At 54.0% G+C, this 20,057-nt stretch carries 19 protein-coding genes; 2 read left to right on the top strand and 17 right to left on the bottom strand.

Translation table 11 applies throughout. The features are described from left to right. Positions 1-7 precede the first annotated feature (7 nt). The 6 genes from nikE to ACFSX3_RS07950 form a co-directional block, all read right to left on the bottom strand. Positions 8-835: a nickel import ATP-binding protein NikE gene (gene nikE / locus ACFSX3_RS07975; RefSeq protein WP_209987539.1), complete on the bottom strand. Its 828-nt coding sequence runs from the start codon at positions 833-835 to the stop codon at positions 8-10. A gap of 20 nt (positions 836-855) precedes the next feature. Then, positions 856-1,680: an ABC transporter ATP-binding protein gene (locus ACFSX3_RS07970; RefSeq protein WP_209987308.1), complete on the bottom strand. Its 825-nt coding sequence runs from the start codon at positions 1,678-1,680 to the stop codon at positions 856-858. Positions 1,681-1,699: 19 nt separating this feature from the next. Further along, positions 1,700-2,530: a nickel ABC transporter permease subunit NikC gene (gene nikC, locus ACFSX3_RS07965; protein WP_076081890.1), complete on the bottom strand. Its 831-nt coding sequence runs from the start codon at positions 2,528-2,530 to the stop codon at positions 1,700-1,702. Beyond that, entirely contained in the window at positions 2,527-3,474 is a 948-nt protein-coding gene (gene nikB / locus ACFSX3_RS07960) for a nickel ABC transporter permease (protein WP_209987310.1), read from the bottom strand. The genes nikC and nikB overlap by 4 nt, the downstream gene beginning before the upstream one ends. A gap of 22 nt (positions 3,475-3,496) precedes the next feature. Beyond that, complete coding sequence (nikA, locus tag ACFSX3_RS07955; RefSeq protein WP_209987313.1) at positions 3,497-5,116, bottom strand: nickel ABC transporter substrate-binding protein; 1,620 nt, start codon at positions 5,114-5,116, stop codon at positions 3,497-3,499. Positions 5,117-5,296: 180 nt separating this feature from the next. Further along, positions 5,297-5,656: an ArsR/SmtB family transcription factor gene (locus tag ACFSX3_RS07950; protein ID WP_209987316.1), complete on the bottom strand. Its 360-nt coding sequence runs from the start codon at positions 5,654-5,656 to the stop codon at positions 5,297-5,299. A gap of 141 nt (positions 5,657-5,797) precedes the next feature. Here ACFSX3_RS07950 and ACFSX3_RS07945 point away from each other — a divergent pair, with 141 nt between their 5' ends. Beyond that, positions 5,798-7,210 carry an MFS transporter gene (locus tag ACFSX3_RS07945; RefSeq protein ID WP_379254252.1) on the top strand — a complete coding sequence of 471 codons (1,413 nt, stop codon included), beginning with the start codon at positions 5,798-5,800 and terminating at the stop codon, positions 7,208-7,210. A gap of 91 nt (positions 7,211-7,301) precedes the next feature. Here the strand turns inward: ACFSX3_RS07945 and ACFSX3_RS07940 are convergent, their stop codons facing one another. From ACFSX3_RS07940 to ACFSX3_RS07900, 9 genes are all read right to left on the bottom strand, one after another. Continuing rightward, the gene (locus ACFSX3_RS07940; protein ID WP_063776434.1) at positions 7,302-7,469 is read right to left on the bottom strand and encodes a CxxH/CxxC protein; all 168 of its coding nucleotides are present in this window, start codon (positions 7,467-7,469) and stop codon (positions 7,302-7,304) included. A 102-nt stretch (positions 7,470-7,571) separates the two neighbouring features. Further along, positions 7,572-9,368 (bottom strand): M3 family oligoendopeptidase, encoded by a 1,797-nt coding sequence (locus tag ACFSX3_RS07935; protein WP_209987318.1) that lies wholly within the window; start codon positions 9,366-9,368, stop codon positions 7,572-7,574. A gap of 195 nt (positions 9,369-9,563) precedes the next feature. Further along, on the bottom strand, positions 9,564-11,363 hold the full coding sequence (gene cydC, locus ACFSX3_RS07930; RefSeq protein WP_209987321.1) for a thiol reductant ABC exporter subunit CydC: 1,800 nt from the start codon (positions 11,361-11,363) through the stop codon (positions 9,564-9,566). Further along, on the bottom strand, positions 11,360-13,129 hold the full coding sequence (gene cydD / locus ACFSX3_RS07925) for a thiol reductant ABC exporter subunit CydD (RefSeq protein ID WP_209987325.1): 1,770 nt from the start codon (positions 13,127-13,129) through the stop codon (positions 11,360-11,362). The genes cydC and cydD overlap by 4 nt, the downstream gene beginning before the upstream one ends. Further along, positions 13,129-14,142, bottom strand: coding sequence for a cytochrome d ubiquinol oxidase subunit II (cydB, locus tag ACFSX3_RS07920; RefSeq protein WP_209987327.1), 1,014 nt, complete (start codon positions 14,140-14,142; stop codon positions 13,129-13,131). The genes cydD and cydB overlap by 1 nt, the downstream gene beginning before the upstream one ends. Positions 14,143-14,145: 3 nt before the next feature. Next, on the bottom strand, positions 14,146-15,534 hold the full coding sequence (locus tag ACFSX3_RS07915; protein WP_209987330.1) for a cytochrome ubiquinol oxidase subunit I: 1,389 nt from the start codon (positions 15,532-15,534) through the stop codon (positions 14,146-14,148). Positions 15,535-15,763: 229 nt separating this feature from the next. Beyond that, on the bottom strand, positions 15,764-15,994 hold the full coding sequence (locus tag ACFSX3_RS07910) for a cold-shock protein (RefSeq protein WP_173134614.1): 231 nt from the start codon (positions 15,992-15,994) through the stop codon (positions 15,764-15,766). Positions 15,995-16,085: 91 nt separating this feature from the next. Beyond that, positions 16,086-16,286, bottom strand: coding sequence for a cold-shock protein (locus tag ACFSX3_RS07905; protein WP_019914582.1), 201 nt, complete (start codon positions 16,284-16,286; stop codon positions 16,086-16,088). A 394-nt stretch (positions 16,287-16,680) separates the two neighbouring features. Continuing rightward, positions 16,681-17,928: a S1C family serine protease gene (locus ACFSX3_RS07900; RefSeq protein WP_209987333.1), complete on the bottom strand. Its 1,248-nt coding sequence runs from the start codon at positions 17,926-17,928 to the stop codon at positions 16,681-16,683. Positions 17,929-18,284: 356 nt separating this feature from the next. Between ACFSX3_RS07900 and ACFSX3_RS07895 the strand changes: the two genes are divergently transcribed. After that, positions 18,285-18,491 carry a hypothetical protein gene (locus tag ACFSX3_RS07895; RefSeq protein WP_209987336.1) on the top strand — a complete coding sequence of 69 codons (207 nt, stop codon included), beginning with the start codon at positions 18,285-18,287 and terminating at the stop codon, positions 18,489-18,491. On the opposite strand, the gene ACFSX3_RS07890 is transcribed toward ACFSX3_RS07895, so the two are convergent. Together ACFSX3_RS07890 and yycI are read right to left on the bottom strand one after the other, a co-directional pair. Next, positions 18,460-19,266 (bottom strand): MBL fold metallo-hydrolase, encoded by an 807-nt coding sequence (locus ACFSX3_RS07890; protein ID WP_036699804.1) that lies wholly within the window; start codon positions 19,264-19,266, stop codon positions 18,460-18,462. The two genes, ACFSX3_RS07895 and ACFSX3_RS07890, sit on opposite strands and share 32 nt — an antisense overlap. A 16-nt stretch (positions 19,267-19,282) precedes the next feature. After that, on the bottom strand, positions 19,283-20,023 hold the full coding sequence (gene yycI / locus ACFSX3_RS07885; RefSeq protein WP_209987339.1) for a two-component system regulatory protein YycI: 741 nt from the start codon (positions 20,021-20,023) through the stop codon (positions 19,283-19,285). Positions 20,024-20,057 lie beyond the last annotated feature (34 nt).

Below are 20,057 nucleotides of genomic sequence, written 5' to 3'. Positions count from 1 at the left end.
ACCGTCATTATTGTGCAGATGCTCCAGGCATATCAGCCAGCTCCCTGTGCCGGTTCCGCGGATGCGCAGCAAGCATGGAATCAAGCAAGCTGCGAACCGCAGGATGAGCGGACTGCAGGAACTGCTCCTTGCTGTCGTTATATTCCACGATCCTGCCCTGATCCATGACAGCCAGTGCGTCTGAGATCATACAGGCGGCCTTAATATCATGGGTGATGAACAGATACGACAGACCGAATGCAGCCCGCAGCTCCCCCAGCAGCCGCAAAATTTTCGCCCCATTAATCATATCCAGACTACTAACCGCCTCATCCAGTACGATGAGCTTCGGCTTCAGCGCAATCGCCCTGGCGATATTGATCCGCTGCAGCTGTCCTCCGCTGAACTGGTAGGGCTGCTTCTGCATGTCCGCCGCACTTAGTCCGACACACTCCAGCAGCTCGCCTACCGCCCGCTTCTGCTCCTGAACGCTCAAGGACTCGTAATTGGACAGCGGCTCGCCAATAATCTGCTCGGCTGTCATCCGGGGATTCACGGCAGAATAACAATCCTGGAAGACCACCTGCAGATCGCGGCGGAGGGTCCTGCGCGCCTGCGGGCTCAGCTTATACAGATCCTGGCCCTGAATCAGCACCTGGCCCGCGCGGGGCGGCTCCAGCCCGAGAATAACCCGGCCCAGTGTGCTTTTACCGGCTCCGCTTGATCCCAGCAGCCCCAGGCAGGTTCCCTCCTCTATATGAAGAGACACGCCGGACAGCACATTATCCTGCTTCTCCGAACGCCTCCACCGGCGGGATGGAGCATAGGTATGGGTAACTTCCCTGACCTCAAGCATGTATTCTGCCGCTATTCCAGTCATAGCTGTCCCCCTAACTGCGGACTAAGCTGAAGCAGCGGCCTTGCTGCCAGCAGCTCCCGGGTGTATTCATGCCGGGGATGGTCGAACAATTCGAATACATCGGCGGTCTCGACAATCCGCCCGTGCTGCATGACCGCAACTTCATCAGCCAGCTCCGCAATCACGCCGAGGTCATGGGAGATTAACAGAATGGCAGTTCCATGCTCCTGCCGCATCCGGTCCAGCTGCCGTAGCACCTGGAGCTGATTGGTCACATCCAGAGCGGTAGTAGGTTCATCGGCAATGATCACGGAGGGCTTCAGGCACAGGGTGAGCGCCAGCATCACCCGCTGGAGCATCCCGCCACTCAGCTCATACGGATACTTTTGCAGCAGCGCTGCGGGATCGGGCAGATTCACATCGGCCAGGGAGCGGATCGCGCAGGCTCTGGCTTCTTTTTTCCCCAGCTTCACATGTGTACGGATGGACTCCACGAATTGCACACCAATGGTATACACCGGAGAGAAAGCCGTCATCGGATTCTGCATAATCAGCGCAAGACTACTGCCGCGAAGCCTGCGCATGTCCTTCTCCGGGAGTCCGTTCAGCTCACGGGTATGTAGCCGGATACTGCCTTCGATCACACTCGTCTGCCGGTCCAGCATCTGGAGGAGCGCCAGTGACGTAACGGTCTTTCCGCTGCCGCTGCCTCCCACAAGACCCAGCACACGCCCCGGCTTCAGCTCCAGGTTAACATCCTCTATGAGGGGCAGATATCCTGCCGCCGTCTCCACAGATACCTTCAGACCCTTCACCTGCAGCACATATTCCGCTTGTTCCATGATTCGCTCATTCCTTCTTTCAGGAGCCTCGTTTGATCCCGTACCGTTCAGACAACGCCTCGCCCAGCAGATTAAACGAAGCTACAACCATAATAATCATCAGGCCCGGATAGAGCATCAGCTCGGGATGATTGCGGATGAAGGATTTCCCTTCGTTCAGCATCGCCCCCCATTCCGGTGTAGGCGCCTGGACGCCCAGGCCCAGGAAGGACATCGCGGAGATATCCATAATCGCCCAGCCCATCTCAAGCGTCCCAATCACCACAATCGACGGCAGAATATTGGGAATAAGATGCCTGCTCATGATCTGCCAGGGGGAAGAGCCGCTGATCCGCGCTGCCGTGATGAAATTCCGCTCCTTCAGGCTGACAATCATATTCCGGAACATCCGGGCGAAGTACACCCACTGCACCAGCATCAGAGCAATAACCAATTGAGACAGGCCCGGCCCCAGAATCCCGATCAGACCGAAGACCAGAATCATACTGGGAAAAGACATAATGCCATCGCACAACCGCATCAGCACAGCATCCAGCCACCCGCCGATGTACCCCGAAACCACTCCTGCGAGCAGTCCCACCCCTAAGGAAGCGGCAAAAATAAGTGAAGCAAAGCCCAGCGAGATCCGTGTTCCATACAGTAGCCTGGATAGATTGTCCCGGCCCAGCTGATCTGTGCCCAGAAGATATTCCCACGAGGGCGGACTGAGCTTCGCTGCCAGGTTCACCCGTATCGGATCATGCGGTGAGATCCACGGGGCCAACAGGCCAGCAAGACCAAACAGGATCAGCAGGCTGCCGCAGATCATGATCACTTTCCTGCCTTTGAAACGGCTGCTTAAGTTATTCATCCTTGGCTGGCCCTCCCTTTACGCGCAATTCGCGGGTCCAGGAACAGCTGGAGCAGATCGGCGATCAGATTGCTCCCGGCAATCACACAGACCGAGAGCATGACATAGCATTGAATCACCGGAATGTCACGGTTAATGATCGCTTCAATGAAGTACCGGCCGAAGCCCGGCCAGGAGAATACCTGCTCTACGATAATCGCTCCTGTCAGCAGCTTCCCCAGATTGATGCCCAGTCCTGTAATAAGCGGCGCTATGGCAATTCTAAGCACGTATTTATACAAAATCACACGTTCCTTAATCCCTCTGGCCCGGGCATATCGGACATAAGCCTCCTTCAGCTCCTCCAGAACGGTCGTCCGCAGCAGGCGCGCGTAGATAGCAATTAGCCAGAGCGCCAGGGTAATAGACGGAAGAATCAGGTGCTGCACAGACCCTCTGCCCTCCACAGGCAGCCATTCCAGCTTGACCGAGATGAAGAACATCAGCAGATAGCCGATCCAGAAGACCGGAACACAGGCACCGATATAGGCGAATACCCGGATCACATGATCCACCAGCCGGTTTTTGTAAATCGCCGCCAACACCCCAAGCGGGATGCTGACCACCAGCGCCAGCACGATACTGGCGGACGCAAGCTGAAGCGTTGCGGGCAGCTTCTGGGCAACCTCTCCCCATACGGGCATATTGGACAGGTAGGAATGGCCGAAATCCAGCCGGAGCAGCCGGCCCACCGATTGAACATATTGCATCAGCAGCGGCTGGTCCAGCCCGAATTCATGCCGCTTGGCGGCCAGCACCTCATCATCCGGCTGGATATGAGCCGCCGCCAGATAGGCCTCAGCCGGGTCCACTGGCCCCACCCGGATCATCACGAACATCAACAATGTGGAGAACAGAATGATGGGGATGATCGCTAGCACTCTTTTTCCGATATATAAGCCCACTTAGAACCCTCCCGAACGGCTGCTACTTCTTCTCAATACCATGGAGCGGATATTCATCCCGGTTGGACGGGAACTTGAACTCGGTCACATTGTCCCGGTACACCGCCATCTGCTTGATGTAAGAGATCGGAAGGATCGAAGACTGTTCCTGCAGCGTAGTGAGCACAGAGCCGAACAGCCCGGTACGGGATTTGTCATCCGTGGTAGCCATACCTTCCTTAATCTTCTTGTCGATCTCAGCCTTCATCGGCACAGCCGCCAGAGTATCCGAGACCCCGTAGCCCGGCTGTAAAACGGCAGTCATGAAGGAATGCGGGTCATACGGCGCACCAAAGGTCGAGTAGAAATTCATATCGAACTCATTGGCCTTTCTGCGCTGGATGTAGACGGTCAGCTCGACGCCGGTGATTTTCAGATTCACACCGATCCCCGCCCATTCAGCTTGCAGGGTCTCCGCCATGGCCTTCATGGTCAGATCCGCCTTGTCATACATCAGCTCCAGCTCCAACGCCTGTCCATCCTTCTCCCGCACGCCCCCACCTGAAGGCAGCTTCCAGCCCGCTTCATCCAGCAGCACATTCGCCTGATCCACATCATATTTTACCGGGCTCACCTTAATATTGGCATAAGGCAGATTCGGTGGCAGGATATTGTCCGCCTTCTCCTCCAGTCCCAGCGTTACCCCTTCGACCATCGCTTCCTTATTGAAGCCCATGCTAAGCGCCTGACGGACCTTAAGATCAGCCAGCTTCGCGTTCATGGTATTCAGCACCAGATTGCGGGTGGCGATTGGCTCCGACAGCTTAGTGACGTACTTTCCGGTGCTCTCAAGCTCCTTGTAGGCGTCATAGCTGATGAGACCTTCGCCATAGATCAGGTCCAGATCCCCTTTTTCAAAAGACAGCACACGGGTCTCCGCATCCGGGATCACCTTCACCACCACCTTGTCCACCTTCGGCTTATCGCCCCAATAGTAGGGATTCGGTGTAAAGGTTGCCGCTTCATCCTTCTTATACTCGCTTAGCACCCAAGGTCCGGTTCCAATCGGGCTGCGAATGCCCTTGGACGTATCACCATCCTCGGGGAAGCCCGCCTCGCCAAGGAAGCGTACCGGCCGCACCACCGCAAGATCGTACAGTGCCGGATAATAGGATTCCGTCAGCGTGAGCCGGAACGTAGTGTCATCAAGCGCTTCTGTCTTCTCAATCAGCGGGATCATGCCCAGCCACGTGTGCAGCTTCTTATTATGTAAGACCGCATCCATATTCTTCTTCACCAGCTGTGCGGTAAAAGCCGTTCCGTCCGAGAACTTGACGTTGCTGCGTATCTTGAACGTGTATACCTTGCCATCCGGCGATAGTGTCCAGGATTCGGCCAGAGCCGGGACAAGCTTCCCGTCTTGATAACTGACAAGCGGCTCATAGATCATAGATTGGGCTAACAGCTGGGACGGGTTATATAAATGCGGATTCATCGGTCCGATATCCCGGGGCCACGCCATTGTAATAGTCTTCGTAGCTTGCGCGCCTCCGGCGTCCGCTGATTTCTCCGTATTATTCGATGAACAGCCTGCAGCGACCATGGATATAACCAGTAAAACGAGCAGGCCTTGCAGCAGCCTCTTACCTTTAGATGCGAACATAGCGTTGACTTCCTCTTTTCTAATCGAGAATGATTATCATTATAAATTAAAATATTACTGTACCTGACACAATTCTGTCAATGGTAACGGTTGTATGCTCTGTACATACCAAAAAAAACCACCCCAAAACCTGGAGTGGCGATGATGTCATACGTTATATGTCAAACGTTATATGATTGATTAAACCTGTTCTTGCCCTTCTTCTTCCGGCTCCCCGAATCCCTCATCTGGGCCAGGACTGACATAAGCCTGCAATACAGAATCCAGCAGCCCGGGGAACCGCTCGTCCAGATCTTCCGTCCGCAGAGACAGAATTCGCTGGGTACCCTGCACCCGCGTATGAATGACACCCGCTTCGCGCAGCGTCCGGGCATGGTGGGTCAGCGTAGACTTGGCAATCGGCACCTTGAAGCTGTTGCAGGACTGCGGGCCGTGGTTACAGATCTCCGACACTACATATAGACGGATCGGGTCGCTAAGCGCATAGAGCACCGAGGCGAGCTGAATGTCCTTGCGTTCCGGATGATGGAGCTGCTTCATGAATAAGACTCCTTCAAAGTATATAATAGTACTTCTTTTCACGATGATTTCCTAATTGCATTTTACATTAGCGCATGCTATATTTCAATAGTTCGTAAGTAATCGAACTATACAATAACTTAATGAAGGAGTGGCTTTCTCATGACCTCATCACCTGCTTCTGAGGGCGATCAAGAGCATTCAATGGCTGCTCCGCAAGCGGCTCTTCCACGGGAAGGACTGTTAACTCTGCTATTCAGCGTTGCTGTCGTCCTCGTGATTATGAACACAGCGATGTTCAATCTGGCCCTGCCTGATGTAACCGGGACCTTCGGCATCACCGCAGCGTCCGCCTCCTGGATTGTAACCGGGTATTCCATCATGTTCTCTATTGCCTCAATCACATACAGCCGGCTCTCGGACTTCCTGCCGATCCGCCGGCTGCTGGTCATCGGGCTGCTCACCTTAGGGCTTGCTGCTGTGGCCGGATTCTTCAGCACCAGCTTCATTTTCCTGCTGATTGTGCGTATTCTGCAAGCCTCGGGTGCAGGCGCCGTGATGTCGCTGTCCCTTGTCCTGTTCACCCGCTACATTCCGCAGGCCCGGCGCGGCAAAGCCATGGCGACGATCATGTCGGCCGTCTCCCTGGGACTGGGTCTGGGTCCGGTAGCCGGCGGCTCCATTGTTGAGTACCTCGGCTGGACCTGGCTGTTCGCGGTCACTGCCGCCGTTCTGCTGCTGGTGCCGCTGTTTCTGATCCTGCTACCTAAGGAAGTTCCGGCCAGCGGCTCATTCGACGTCCTGGGCGGGATCTTCCTCGGCGTGGGTACCACCGGTCTGCTGCTATTCCTGACCAGCGGACTGTGGATCGCGTTGATCGCTGGTATCGCCGCCATTGCCTTATTTGTAGGGCGTATCCGCACGGCCCCTGATCCATTCGTGCTGCCCGCGCTGTTCAGCAACCGGCCATATCTGGTACTGGCACTGATCGGGGTTGCCTCTTACCTGTGCAGCTTCGCTACCCTGTTCCTGCTGCCGCAGATTCTGACTCACCGCTTCGGCTTCAGCGCCAGCCATGCCGGGCTTGTCATCTTCCCGGGCTCGCTGCTGGCCATCTTCGTCTCGCGTCTGGTCGGACGGATGATAGACCGCTACGGCAACACCGGAATTCTGCGCTTCGCACCGCTGCTCGTTCTGGCCGCCACCGTATTGTTCGCCTTGTTCGCCGGAAAGTCATGGGTTGCTGTCATGCTCGTCTACATGATCATGAGCCTGTCATTCACTGTACTGTCGAGCAGTGTATCGAATGAAATCTCGCGCATCCTGCCTGCTTCGCAGATCGGCTCCGGGATGGGGCTTTTCCAGCTGCTGCAGTTCTTCAGCGGTGCCTTCAGCGTCGCGATGGCCGCCAGCGCTCTGGAATGGCAGCGCAGTCTGCCGCTTCAAGCCGCTTACTCCAATATCTACTGGGGCTTGTCAGTTGCGGCAATCGTGGCGATTGGCTCCGCCTTCATCTACCTGCGTAGCAGTCAGCGCAGCCCGCTGTCCGAGATGGTGAAAGCCGCAGACTGCTAAATCCGCAACTGCACCATTCGCGCATACGCCCGCACGCCAAAACACCCTGCAGCCTTTCACGGCCACAGGGTGTTTCTTATTCCAGCCGCCCTCAGACGACCAGATATTCCGCATTTTGTTCACATTCCGCACATTTCGCCGGCGGGTCCCAGTCCGAGAACTCCGTCTCCTTCAGATCGACTACATCCGGTGCATCCTCGTACTCGTCCACAAATTTGTCGATGGCCAGCTCTACGTGTTCCTTACAGACTACATACATTCAATCAAGCATCCCTTTCTGTGCCGCTGCGGCGTAGACTTATACTACTGTTCTACCACACTTCCCCGCAAAAAGGAACCTCCCGCTGCGCAAAACGCGCCCTTATTCCCGCCCCGCAAACTTCCGGACATCCCCGGCAATAAATCCGAGCGCCTCCTGCCAGAAATCCAGGGAATGCACATCAATATCCATCAGCTTCGCAGCGTCTGCGATGCTTCGGGTACTGGTCGCTGAGAGGAACTGTTCATAGCGGCTCACGAACGCCTGCCCCTGCTTTTGGTACTGTGCATACAGCCCCTTGGAGAACAACAGCCCGAAGGAATAAGGGAAGTTCAGGAACTCATTACCTGCCATATAATACCCAGCTTTGCTAATCCACTGGTAAGAATGAATGGACCCGGGCAGCACACTATCCCCGTAAGCGGCAGCCATCGATTCCAGCATCAATGCGTTCAGCTCCTCTAATGGAAGGGGACCGGATAACCGGCGGGCATAGAGCGCGCTCTCGAAGCAGTACCTGGCATAGAAATCGACAATATAATACCCTGCATCCGAGAGACTACGTTCCAGGATTGCATCCGCTTCCTCCGCAGGCAGCGAGTTCAAGAGTTCAACATGAATCAGACTCTCGCAAAAAATCGACGCCGTCTCCGCAATAGGCACCGGATAATCCATGTTGACCATCGTATGCCCTGCGAGGCGGCTGGTATGATACGCATGCCCAATCTCGTGGGCCAGCACACTCACATCTATATATTGGCCGTGGAAGCTCGTGATGATCCGGCTCTCTCCAATCGGGACAATATCGACACACATCCCGAAATTGCCCTTCCCGCTGCGCGGCTCGGCATCGATCCAGCGCTGCCCGAACACCTTGCGGGCGAACCCGCCCAGCTCGGGGCTGAACCTGCTGAACCCCGCGATAATCATCGCCTGGGCCTCAGCATAGGTTACGCGGACTGAAGACTCCGTGCCGATGGGCGCAAAAATATCCCAAAACGGCAGCTGTCCCCCCGCGTGCCCCAGCCGCCCAGCCTTCTCGGCATAATATTGCCGGAAGACCGGCAGGCTCTCCCTGATGGCCTGAAGCATCACCTCCAGCGTCTCCTGATCCATCCGCGCTGCTTCCAGTACCTTATGCAGCGGGGAGGCATAGCCTCTCAGTTCATAGACGGCCGCCGCCTCACCGGACACAGCATTGATACAGGCAGCACTCTGCTCCGCTACGCTGCGGCAAGCCTCATGCTCTGCTTCAGCCGCTGCCTGCCGCACCGCGGGATCAGGGTCGTAGACCAGATTACGCAGCTCCGCCAGCGTCACACTGCGCGTCACCCCGGCCAGCTCCAAATCAGTCCGCAGTGTAGAGAGCGTCTGCATGTACAGCCGCTCCCACGCCTTCGAGCCGGTGCTCTGCATCCGGGCAATCACCGCTTCGCCTTCCGCACTGAGCATATGCTGCGATTTACCCTGTAATCCGCGCAGATAGAAGCTATGCTGCTCCAGATAAGCGCTGGAACGGAGACTCCGCTCCAGTTCATCTGCGCTTACCCCTGCCAGCCACTTGCTGAAGCGGACCAGGGCTTCACCCGCCCCGCCGGTCACCTCTTCCAGATCGTCCATCAGATTGACGGCTTCCTCACACTGGCTGTCCGCACTGAACCGCAGCTCCGCGTAGCTGAACAGACGCAAATATAGCTGTTGATACGCATTATATTGTTTAAGGAACTCTTCCATCCGATCTGCAGCAGCCCGCCCGCGAACCAACTGCGAGGCCGACCATGTATTCAGCTCCCCTGCAAGGGTCTCCACCCGCTTGCGGTCCTGCTGAAATCCCTCCGACTCGAAGGAGGAATAGATCCGGTCCAGATTCCATGTTAATTCGCACGTTGTTGATTCCATAGATTAATCTCTCCTTATTTATAATCGCAGGAGCCCTCCGTTATCACATGCTTCCACCCCGTTCATTTGTTGTCCCTGTCAGGATCATCCATTTCAGTATACCTTAATTGCTGAGTTTGTCGCATACATCCGGCACACGTGCCGAAGAAGCCCTCCCTGTCCGATACCAGACAGAAAGAGCTTCTTCCATTTACCTTATTTACCGTCCGCCGCATTCTTCGCCTGACCCGGCCGGTCCAGCTCATATAGCCTGCGGTAGCGGGGTTCCCGCTCCATCAGCTCGGAATGGGTGCCGCGCATCTCCACTTGGCCATTCTCCATGAAGATGACCTCGTCCATCTGCTCGGCGCCCACCAGATGATGCGTGACCCAGATCAGCGTCTTGCCGGCCATCGCCTCGAACATCGTGGCCAGTAGCTCGCGCTCTGTGCGCGGGTCGAGGCCAACGGTTGGCTCGTCCAGTACAACCACCGGCGTATTCTGCAGCAGAATACGGGCCAGAGCCATCCGCTGGCGCTCTCCGCCGGAGAAGCGTTGCCCCGCCTCGCGTACCGGAGTATCATATCCCTCCGGCAGCGAAGAGATCAGCGTATCCAGCTTCGCCAGGGCTGCCGCCTGCTGGACCGCTGCCTCCGAAGCCTCCGGGTCCCCGAGCCGGATATTGTTCGCCACCGTGGTGTCGAATAGATGCGGGCTCTGGTTCAGCACCGCGATGAGCTGCGGAATCCGCTCACCGTAAGCCGCAGCATCGATACCGTTAATCGTCACGGAGCCAATGGTGGGCACTATCACGCCCTGCACCAGCTTGAGCAGTGTCGATTTACCGGCTCCGCTGCGGCCGATAACTGCAACCTTCCGCCCCTGCGGCAGCGTAAGGTCCAATTGCTGAACAGAGAAGTCGTCCCCTGCCGCATAGCGGTAGCCCGCCGACTTCAGTTCAATCTGAACCTGTCCGCTGGCCTTAGCAGCCTCAGCAGCAGCAGCGGCCTGAGCCGCAGCTTCGGCATTCCTGCCTTTTTCCGCCTCAGAGAGTACACCCTCCGCTGGAGGCTCCACGCCCTCCAGCCGCTCCAGTGAATTCCGGTATTGCGGAATTTTCTCCACAGCCTCGGATACGGGCAGGAAGGCATCCGCTACCGGGAAGACTACCAGCACGAACGCCGCAATCAGCGTTCCGGCAATCGCCCCCTCGGCATACTGCCCGGCCGCCCAGTATAACAGAGATAACACCGCCAGGCCGACAACAGCCTGCCCGATGAACATACGTAGCCGTGCCCAACTCCGCAGCGAACCGTCTACGCGGGCAACCGCCTGCTCGTCAGCCTCGTACGTATCGACGAACTGGCTCTGCCGCCCGCTGATTACCCAGTCGCTTAAGCCAAGCACAGCATCTGTCAGCTTTTGATACAGCCGATTGCGCTCCTGCTTCACCTGACGCTGACGCTTCTGGGTCAGCAGAAGAGAGATCAGCGGCAATACGACAACCAGTACCAGCATGTAGAGTCCCATAAGCAGAGCAAAGGCCACATCGAACGTCCCGAGCGCAATCATCGCCGCTGCATAGATCAAGAGCGCGATAATGCTCGGAAAGACGGTACGCAGATACACGTTCTGCAAATATTCGATATCATCGGCAAGCATACCAAGAATATCTCCGGTACGGAAGCGCGAGGACAGGAACAAGGCCTGCGGTTCCAGCATATGGTACAGCCGGACCCGCATCTTCGACAGAATGCGCAGAATCGTGTCGTGTCCCACGAGCCGCTCCACATAGTGGATAACAGCCCGGCTGGTCCCGAAGGTTCGCACACCGACAATGGGCACATAGATCATCAGTATATTTTCCGGCGGAATTGAGGCCTTCGAGATCAGGAAGCCTGAAGTATACATCAGCGAGGACGCAGAGAAGATAGTCAGAGCGCCCAGCAAGATGATTAACATGAACCGCCAGAAGTAGGCAGAGTAATAGGGAGCAAACCATCCTTCACGTTTCAATGGATTCCCTCCAATTGACTTTGAATAAGCTCATAATAAGCACCCTTCCGCGCAGTCAGCTCGTCGTGTGTGCCTATTTCAGCCACCCGTCCCTGCTGCATAACGACAATCAGATCCATGTCGATCATCCAGTGCAGGCGGTGTGTAGCCAGGAATACCAGCTTGTCCTCGAACAGCGGCAGCATCGTCTCCTTCAGCTCATATTCCGTCTCAATGTCCAGATGGGCCGTCGGCTCATCCAGCAGCATGATCGGGCGGCTGCTCAGCAGGGCGCGGGCCAAAGCCACACGCTGCTCCTGCCCGCCGCTGAGCGAGCGGCCGCCGCCGCCGATCATTTCGTTCAGACCTTCCGGCAGCGAGGATACCAGCTTCGATAAACCTGCCGACTCCAGCGCGGCAGCTACTGCTTCCTGGGAAGCCTCAGGATAATAGAACCGGACATTATCAGCCAGGGTGCCGCTGAAGATATACGGGCGCTGCGGAATATAAGCCGTCTGCTTCCGCCAACCCTCATCGGTCAGCGCACTAACACGGCTTCCATTAATCGTAAGGGTTCCGGAGGTTGGATGCAGGAATCCGCCCAGAATATCTACAAGCGTAGACTTGCCTGCCCCGCTCTCCCCGATAATTCCAATCTTGCGGTAACCGCTGAATTCAAGATTCACCGCTTCAAGTGAAGACACTCCGTCCGCTTCATACTTCACGCCAACCCCATCAAGCTTCAGACGGCCGTTATTGTTCCACGTGAAAAAGTCGCCAGACCAAGCTCCGCTCTGACCCGCCATCTCCTTCTGCCCACCCGGCTCCAGCAGCTTCGCCTGGACCGTCTCACGGTCAATGATGTCCTTCATCGCTTCACCGGCTTCCTTGCCGTCCAGTGTGGCATGGAAATCTGCACCCACCAGCCGCACCGGCAGGAAATATTCCGGCGCGAGAATCAGGATCGTAAGTCCGGTAACCAGCGTCATCTGCTCATTGACCAGACGCAGACCAAGGCTTACCGCTACCGAAGCGACAGACAGCATGGTGAAGAAGTCCAGTGCGAATGAAGACAGGAAGGCGACTCGCAGCGTACGCATAGTTGCTGAACGGTAGCGGTCACTGACCTTGGCAATACTCTCACTGTGGCTGCGGCTGCGTCCAAGAAATTTCAGCGTCTCCAGACCGCGCAGCGAATCCACGAAGTGATTCGATAAGGTACGGTAAGACTTCAGCTGACGGTCCATCTGCTTGCGGGCCGTCATCCCGATCAGGATCATGAATACAATAATGATCGGCATTGTTAAGGTAAGAATCACACCGCTGGACGTATCCAGGGTGAATACATAGACAAGCAGCAGAGCAGGCGTTACCGCCATACCGACCATTCGCGGAATAATTAGCTCCAGGTAAGTGCGGAACTTCGTTACTCCTTCAAGCACTAATGTGACCATATTTCCGGTCCCCCGGTCGCGAGCCAGCCGTGGTCCCAGCTGGAACAGCTTGTCCATCATCTGTCTCCGCATGCTGCTGCCGGTCGCTTCCGCGAAGCGGTACGCCACCCGGCTCATCAGCAGAGCGCAGGCATGGCGCACAAGAAACGCAAGAAGGAACAAGAGCGCTCTAGCCCCTTGTTCCTTCAGCGGTTCTCCCGCAAACAGCGCAGAGACAGCTTCTGCCAGCGACTTCGCCAGCAGAAGAATGGAGAAGCTTTCCACCAGGGTTAGGAAGCCAACCAGCAGAAAGACAGGCTTAACTCCTTTGTACCCAAGCAAATTTTTATCCATTAGTATTCAAGATGCTCCTTATCATGAACCCGTTTGTGGAAGATGAAATAACTCCAGATCTGATAGCCCAGCACGAACGGCAGCAGGGTCAGCGCTACAATAGTCATCACCTTCAGTGAATATTGACCGGAGGCAGCATTCGTAATCGTCAGGTTGAACGCCTGATCCAGCGAGCTGATCATAACCCGCGGGAACAGTCCGATGAAGATCGAAGCAACAGACAGCGCCATCACAGCCCCAGTCATCCCGAAGGCATAGCCGTCCTTCTTCTTGGTCATGAAATATCCGGCCAGCAGATACGCGGCTACACCCAGAATAACTACAATCCACAGCAACGTTCCGTGTTTATCGAAGATATCCGTCATAGTATATGTCATCACAACGAAGGCTACCAGCAGCGCCGCCAGTGGAATCAGCAGCTTCTGGGCCAGCTTACGCGCCCGTTCCTGCAGATCACCAAGCGTGCGGATCGTAGTGAACATCAGCCCGTGTACCAGACACAGCAGGACAACCGTAATCCCAGCAACCACCGTATAAGCATTGACGATATCGAAGAATCCGGCATACATCTGCATATCCTTGTCGATCGGCAAGCCTTTGATGAAGCTGGCGAATACTACGGCGAGCAGGAACGGCGGCAGGAAGCTGCCGAAGAAGATGCAGACATCCCACGTTTTTTGCCAAGCCTTGGAATCACGTTTGCCTCTGAACTCGAAGGCAACACCACGGGCGATTAACGCCAGCAGAGCAAATACAAACGGGATATAAAAGCCGCTGAACAGCGTAGCATACCAATGCGGGAAGGCCGCGAACATTGCGCCGGCACCCGTAATCAGCCATACCTCATTCGCATCCCAGAACGGCCCGATCGAATTGATCAGTATCCGGCGCTCTGTATCATTCTTGGCCAGAATCTGTGTCTCCATCCCTACGCCGAAGTCGAAGCCTTCCAGGAAGAAGAACCCGACGAACAGCACCGCAATCAGCAGAAACCATAATTCATTAAGTGACATTGGTTAGCCCTCCTTGTTATACGGATCGTGGGATTCACCATGTTCGTTATCCATAGCATAAGGACCTTTTTTGATCACTTTGACGAACAGGCCGACCAGCACTGCACCCAATATGGCATAGATTGCGTTAAAAGTAATCACCGAGAACAGCACCTGTCCGCTGGTAATATTAGGTGACACACTGTCTTCTGTAGTCATAAGTCCGAATACGGTCCATGGCTGACGCCCGATCTCTGTCATTATCCAGCCGGCCGTGTTGGCAATCGGCGGAAGCAGCAGTCCCCAGAACATGAAGCGCATGAACCAGGTATTGGGTCTGTCCATCTTTTTACGCCACATGAGGTAGATGGCATATACCCCAAACAGCATCATCAGCGTGCCGGCAGCAACCATGATCCGGAAGCTCCAGAAGGTTGTTTTGACCGGCGGAATATAATCTCCTGGTCCGTAGGCTACTTCATACTCCTTCTGCAGCTCCAGCATCCCCTTCACATCACCAGAGAATTTACTGTAGGACAGGAAGCTCAGCAGATACGGAACCTGAACTTCGTTGCTGTTGGTCTGATTCTTCACATCGATATTGGCAAACACCGTCCAAGGTGCCGGGTCGCCGCTCTCGCCCCACAAGGCTTCGGATGCGGCCATCTTCATCGGCTGTGTCTCTACAAGATATTGGGCCTGTGCATGTCCTGCGACCGCTACTCCGAAGGAAGAAATAACCCCTACGATCGCTGCAATCTCGAACGATTTCCGGAAAAAGGCGACGTCCTGCTTCTTCAGCAATTTGTAAGCACTGATCCCTGTCACCAGGAAGGCGCCTGTAGCGTAGGCGGCAAGCACTGTATGCGGAAATTCCACCAGCAGCTGGCCGTTCGTAATCAGCGCGAAGATGTCATTCATCTCAGCCCGCCCGTTATTCAATGCGAAGCCGACCGGATGCTGCATGAACGAGTTAGCCAGCAGAATCCAGAATGCCGACAGCATCGTCCCCAAGGCGACCAGCCAGATGGATAATAGATGAATCCGCTTGGATACCTTATCCCAGCCGAAGATCCAGATTCCGATGAACGTGGACTCCAGGAAGAAAGCCAGCAAAGCTTCAATCGCCAGCGGTGCCCCGAATACATCACCGACGAAGCGCGAGTAGTCCGACCAGTTCATACCGAACTGGAACTCCTGCAAGATCCCTGTCACTACGCCTACTGCGAAGTTAATCAGGAACAGCTTCCCCCAGAATTGCGCCATTCTTTTGTACTCTTCATTGCCCTTTCTTACGTACATGGTCTCCATAATAGCAATTATGAGCGCAAGTCCGATCGATACTGGCACAAAGAAATAATGAAAAATTGTCGTCGACGCAAATTGAATACGTGACAGCAGTACTGTATCCATATTTCTCCCCTTCCTTCTCCCCATTCGTTATGTCTATTTTGTCAAATTTCCGACGCCTTCAGTGTGATAATTATCACATTATACACCCTGTTTAGGCATGAAATTTAAAATATTTGTGACAAATATCACAATATTGCACATAGAAAGCAAAAAAAATAAGACGGTTTCACCGTCTTACATTTTCCAGCATGTATAGTATATAGTTGTCTTGGCTCATAAAGGCATTGGTCTAGGTAATCGAAGTACCCTTCTTAAGCGATTTGAGATCGCCATTTGAATTAAGCAATTGCGGCAGCATCTTCATGCTACGAACCATTGGGGAATGACAGAGACGGCAGGAAGGCGCATGTTCAAATGCGAAATTATCCCTCATCCATCCATTACACTCATCGTTGGTACATGCCCATATTGCGGTATTTTCTTCTGGTACTTCCTCCAAAGGCTTCTTCCGGTAGTTCATTGCCGTTCCTCCTTCCTTTATGTTGCAAGCCCAGTAACGATAAAAAAAGACCGTCCCAACTTTCACAAGCGGGGACGGTACCTTCTATTAATTACAGTTTTACAACGTTTTCGGCTTGTGGTCCGCGGTTGCCTTGAACAACGTTGAATTCAACGCGTTGGCCTTCGTCCAAAGTTTTGAAGCCGTCGCCAGTGATTGCGCTGAAGTGAACGAATACGTCGCTTCCGCCTTCAACTTCGATGAAACCGAATCCTTTTTCTGCGTTGAACCATTTAACTGTACCTGTTTGCATGTGTGTTACCTCCACAAATTTAAATTAATATGTTCTTTTTATCTTCAGACAAAGAAAAAATTCACACATTGAGAAAGGTTGTATCTTTGATTGACAGCCCTTTTCAATGCGAGAATTAGGTATCAATTGTATGAATAAATTCATGTTACCACACCTGAATGACAAAGGCAAGCTGTTCTATCCTAATTTCTCCGTTTTTCCCCTTATAAGGACCTCTTCCCAATGTAAGGGCTACCAGTTGGATCAAATAGTAATATTTATTCCCATTACTACCATTTACCCCATTTTTTCAGCCTTGAAACGACCCCGCCCTCTTCAATTTTTCTTGAAAAGGACAGTCGAACCGTTTCCGTAATCCTGACTGCATCCTTATTATATACGGCCATTTCCAATTTTATTCCTCAGGCTTCTCAAGAAGCTGGACCGTTGTCTGCTTCACTTCGCCATTGCGGTAAAAGGTAATCTTCAGCTTATCCCCGATCTTGGTATGATCGTACAGATATTTGCGAAGCGACAGCGTGGAAGTAATCGGCTTGTCATTGAACTTCGTGATCACATCGTTAAGCATCAGGCCTGCATCCTTCGCCGGTCCCACAGCATCCAGGACCACAACCCCATCGGTTACTACAGACGGAAGATTAAGCTCCTTGCGCTGATCATCAGCCAGCGGCACATACGGATTATTCAAATCAACTGAATATACCCCAAGATACGAACGGGCTATCCGGCCTTTGGAAGTCAGCTCATTGGCTGTACCCAACACATGGTTGGCGGGAATCGCAAAGCCCAGTCCCTCCACACCCGTATCGGAGATCTTCATCGTATTAATACCGATTACCTTACCGTTCAGATCCACCAGTGCGCCGCCGCTGTTGCCCTCATTAATGGCAGCGTCCGTCTGGATCACTTCCTGCTCCCAGTCGTACACGCCATCCTGGTTCAATGACACCGGTATCGTCCGCTCTGTATAGCTGACAATGCCGGAAGTCAACGTATCTCCAAGGCCCAGCGGGTTGCCGATGGCAATCACAGTCTCGCCCAGGCGCAGCTTGGAGGAATCCCCGATCTCAGCAATCCGGTCGATTCCCTTGCCGTCAATGGACAGCACAGCAATATCGCTCACCTTGTCAGCGCCTACCAGATCCGCCTTGTGTGTCTCACCGTCTACCGTAACCACTTCCAGCTTGCCGGCACCCTCAATGACATGATTATTCGTGATGATAAATGCCTTATTGTCATCCTTCTTATAGATAACTCCTGAGCCTAGAGCCGATTCATCGAGAATATTAAGTTCCTTATTGTCTTCTTTATGATTAATGATGCTTACTACCGCAGGGCGGACATGGGCAGCAGCCTGAATAATCCGGTCGTACGGATCTGAGCTGCTCGCAGCCACCTTATCAATAACTACCGGAGCCTGGGCTCTCTCAGTGGTGAACTGCCCCGTCACCAGACTGAACAGCAGCACAGCCACTACAGCACTGCATACAGAGCTGATCAGCGAAATCTGCCAGGTTGCCAGAGACCGCTTCGATTTGCGGACAGCCCATTTGCCGTCTGCATATCCACCGGATGCTTTAGATTTGCCGCTTTTGCGCCGTGACACCTTGGTTGAATAGAAATCATCATCGAATAATCCCACGTTACACTCTCTCCCCTCTATTGCCACCGCATTCAAGACCTGAACGCCAAGCAACCACGCCCGAGCTTAACCGCTATATCTCTTAGACTTTACGAAGTGCTAAAAGGTTTCACTTTGTTTATTCACCACATTCCAGTGGGTTCTAAGCGCAAGGGATGTCTATTATTCTAATAAGCTACTAAAAAGTTCAACAGCTTGTATCCGGAATATTTTGCAACTTAAAAGACTACAATAGGATTAGAACGTTCTATATGATTGTATCACAGGCAGCCGTGCTGCCCACATTTTTTCTGTGTTAAAAAATTGTAAATTATTCACATTTTCACTACAATCCATTTCACAAGGAGGGCCGGACTATGGAGTCTTTTTCAACAAGTAAGGATCTGGTGCAGTTCATTGGTAAGCTGGGGGACCTTAAGGATGAACACTATCAGCTGGTTCTTGTCCAGCATGCAATGATTGAGCTGTTGATTGATAAAGGGCTATTCTCCCGTCAGGAGCTGGAGCACAAGATTACCGAGGTTGACCGCCTTATGACTGGCTCACCTTATCCCATGGCGTAGGCCGGTCGTAGTAGGTGTCGCATAGCCTGAACTCACTGTCTTTGTAAAAGCAGCCCCGGTCCTCCATAGCTCCGCGCACGGACATCTTCGCCAGATCCATCATATTATGGTCTCTGCTCAGATGGGCCAGATAGGCGCGCTTGGTCCGCCCGCTCAGAATCTCGCTGAGCGCTGCGCCTGCCGCCTCATTGGACAGATGCCCCAGATCGCCGAGAATCCGCCGCTTCGTATTCCAGGGATAACGCCCCATCCGCAGCATTTCGATATCATGATTTGACTCCAGCACCAGCACATCGGCATCCGATATGGCCGTTCTCACCTTGTCGCTGACATACCCGAGGTCTGTGGCTACACACAGCTTCTCCTTGCCGTCATAGAAATTGTATGCTACCGGCTCCGCAGCATCGTGGGAGATGGCGAAGGATTCCACCCGCATACTGCCGAAATCCCGGTGCTGCCCGGTCTCCATAATAACCCGGTTATGCTCCTCAATCTTGCCGATCCCTTTCTCTATGGCTCCCCAGGTGTTCGAATTCGCATAGATCGGAAGATTATACTTGCGGGCCATCGCGCCCAGCCCCTTAATATGATCCGAATGCTCGTGGGTCACAAGAATCCCGTCCAGTTCCGCTCCCGTCAGTTCGCGCATGGCCAGCAGCTCGTCAATCCGCTTCGCACTCAGACCCGCGTCGATCATAAGTGTGGTCTCGCCGTTACGCACCACTGTCACATTCCCGGTAGAACCGCTGGACAGTACTGTAAATGAAATCCCCATATCTCTCCTGCTCCTTCTACTCTGTTGTCTTCGGACTGATAATGTCCGCACTGATCGCATCCATATAGTAGGCGCTGCCATCCTCCAGCATGAACCGCCACATCGGCGATGCCACCTGGCTCTCGGAGTTGAACAACTCGCCGTAATAGCCCAGTTCAATCTCCTTCACTGCAGAACCCGCAGGAAAATACTTCTCGATCAGACTGCTAAGCGCCTGCGATGCCGGGAGCACCTTCTGCAAATCCTCGCTCCGGCTTGCTGCGATCTCAATCTTCGGCCAGCGGTAGGCCACAATCTTCTGGTCACTGTTAATCAGCTCCAGCCGCACTCTGAACAGAGACCACTTGTTATCCACCAGCGGATGGAGGACGAACTTACCGACCTCACTCTCCTGTGAATCGAACCGGTAATTGGCAATGTCGGGAATCTGGGTCTTCAGCAGATTGCTAAGCTCCGAGAACGAGGAGTACATCAGCTTGCTGTCGATCGGCTCCTTAAGCTTCACAGGCAGTTCATTCTGCTCTTCGGCCGAATAACGGTACGTGATATCAGGCAGCTGCGGAGTGGCAGCCGGAATCGGGCACAGCAGCCGGATGTTCTTCTCCTCCATCACCGCCTGAGTCTCTGCGGACAGGGAAGTGAAGTCAAGTCCCGCACTGACCTGATCGCGCACATCGATCCATAGCTGATAGCACAGCAGCAGATTCAGCACCAGAAAGGCATATATCAATACACTCTTGGCCCTTCCCCAGTCCATAACGTCCCTCCTCGAATCGGTATTCTATCCGCTT

The sequence above is a fragment of the Paenibacillus rhizoplanae genome, from assembly GCF_042684125.1.
GTDB classification, from domain to species: Bacteria; Bacillota; Bacilli; order Paenibacillales; family Paenibacillaceae; genus Paenibacillus_AQ; species Paenibacillus_AQ rhizoplanae.
Note: the sequence above shows the minus strand (reverse complement) of the source record. Positions and strands in the feature narration are given on the sequence as shown.